A 1,569-nucleotide genomic window follows, 5' to 3' on the forward strand; every position below is an offset into this window, starting at 1 on the left:
CCCGCCGGACCGAAGCCCCGCAGCCGCCAGGTGAGCCAGTCGTGCGGGAGGGCGACGGCCGCCACGCGGGCGGCGTTGTCGGGCTCGTGGTCGCGCAGCCACCGCAGCTTGGTGATGGTGAACGATGCCACCGGCACGAGGCCGGTGCGCCGGGCGAGCTCTTCGGCGCCGAACTCCGCGATGAGGTCCGCCGCCGCGCCCGCCGAGCGGGTGTCGTTCCACAGCAGCGCGTCGCGGACGACGCGCCCGTCGGCGTCGAGGGCGACCATGCCGTGCTGCTGACCGCCGACCGCCCACGCCGCCACGGCGTCCGGTGCTCCGGGAACGCCCAGGCCCCCGGCATCCGCGATCGCGGCCTGCAGCGCCTCCCACCACGCGGCGGGGTCCACGCTCGTGCCGTCGGGGTGCGCGGCGCGCCCCTCCCGCACGATCGCCCCGGTGGCGGCGTCGGTCACGACGACCTTGCACGACTGCGTCGACGAATCGACACCCATCACCAGCGTCATGCCGGCATCCTCTCTGTGGTGCCCGACGGCACTGTCGAAAAGGACGGATGCCGCCTCACGCGGCATCCGTCCCCCTTCTGCACCTGGGTCAGCGAGCGCCCATCAGGTGCTCGGTGGCCAGCTGCTGCAGCCGCACGAAGCCGAAGCCCTTGCCGCCGAAGTACACCTCGGGGTCGAACTCCTCGTAGGCGGAGCGGTCGGCGAGGAAGTCGTCGTAGGACTCGCCCTCGTTCAGCGTGGGCACCGACAGCTCGTCGACGCGCGACGCGGCGAGCGCCTCCTGCACCTCGGGGTCGGCGCGGAAGGCCGCGGCGCGCTCCTTGAGCAGCAGGTAGGTGCGCATGTTCGCGGCAGCCGAGTCCCACACGCCGTTCTCGTCCTCAGTGCGCGAGGGCTTGTAGTCGAAGTGACGGGGGCCGTCGTAGGCGGGCACGCCGCCGGGGCCGCCGTTCTCGAGCAGGTCGACCAGGGCGAACGCGTTGTGCAGGTCGCCGTGACCGAAGACGAGGTCCTGGTCGTACTTGATGCCCCGCTGGCCGTTGAGGTCGATGTGGTAGAGCTTGCCGTGGTACAGCGCCTGCGCGATGCCGGCGGCGAAGTTGAGCCCCGCCATCTGCTCGTGCCCGACCTCGGGGTTCAGACCCACGAGCTCGGGACGCTCGAGCGAGTCGATGAAGGCGAGCGCGTGCCCGAGGGTCGGCAGCAGGATGTCGCCGCGAGGCTCGTTGGGCTTCGGCTCGATCGCGAAGCGGATGTCGTAGCCCTTGTCGGTGACGTAATCGCCGAGCAGGTTCACGGCCTCGCGGTAGCGCTCGAGGGCCGCGCGGATGTCCTTCGCGGAGTCGTACTCGGCGCCCTCGCGGCCACCCCACATGACGAACGTCTTCGCACCGAGCTCGGCGCCGAGGTCGAGCTGGCGGAAGACCTTGCGGAGGGCGAAACGACGCACGGCCCGGTCGTTGGAGGTGAAGCCGCCGTCCTTGAACACGGGGGCGGAGAACAGGTTGGTCGTCACCATGGGGACGATGAGGCCGGTGTCGGCCAGCGCGCCCTTGAGGCGGTC

Annotated in this window: 2 protein-coding genes; both read right to left on the reverse strand. The window is 71.4% G+C overall.

Annotated features, from left to right (window positions below; genetic code table 11):
* Positions 1 to 506, reverse strand: a 506-nt coding sequence (locus NQ160_RS23580; RefSeq protein WP_257517424.1) for an FGGY family carbohydrate kinase, incomplete at its 3' end; no start/stop codon positions are given.
* A gap of 88 nt (positions 507 to 594) precedes the next feature.
* A partial coding sequence (gene xylA / locus NQ160_RS23585; protein WP_257517425.1) for a xylose isomerase occupies positions 595 to 1,569 on the reverse strand: 975 nt, incomplete at its 5' end.

The organism is Microbacterium sp. zg.Y909 (genome assembly GCF_024626565.1).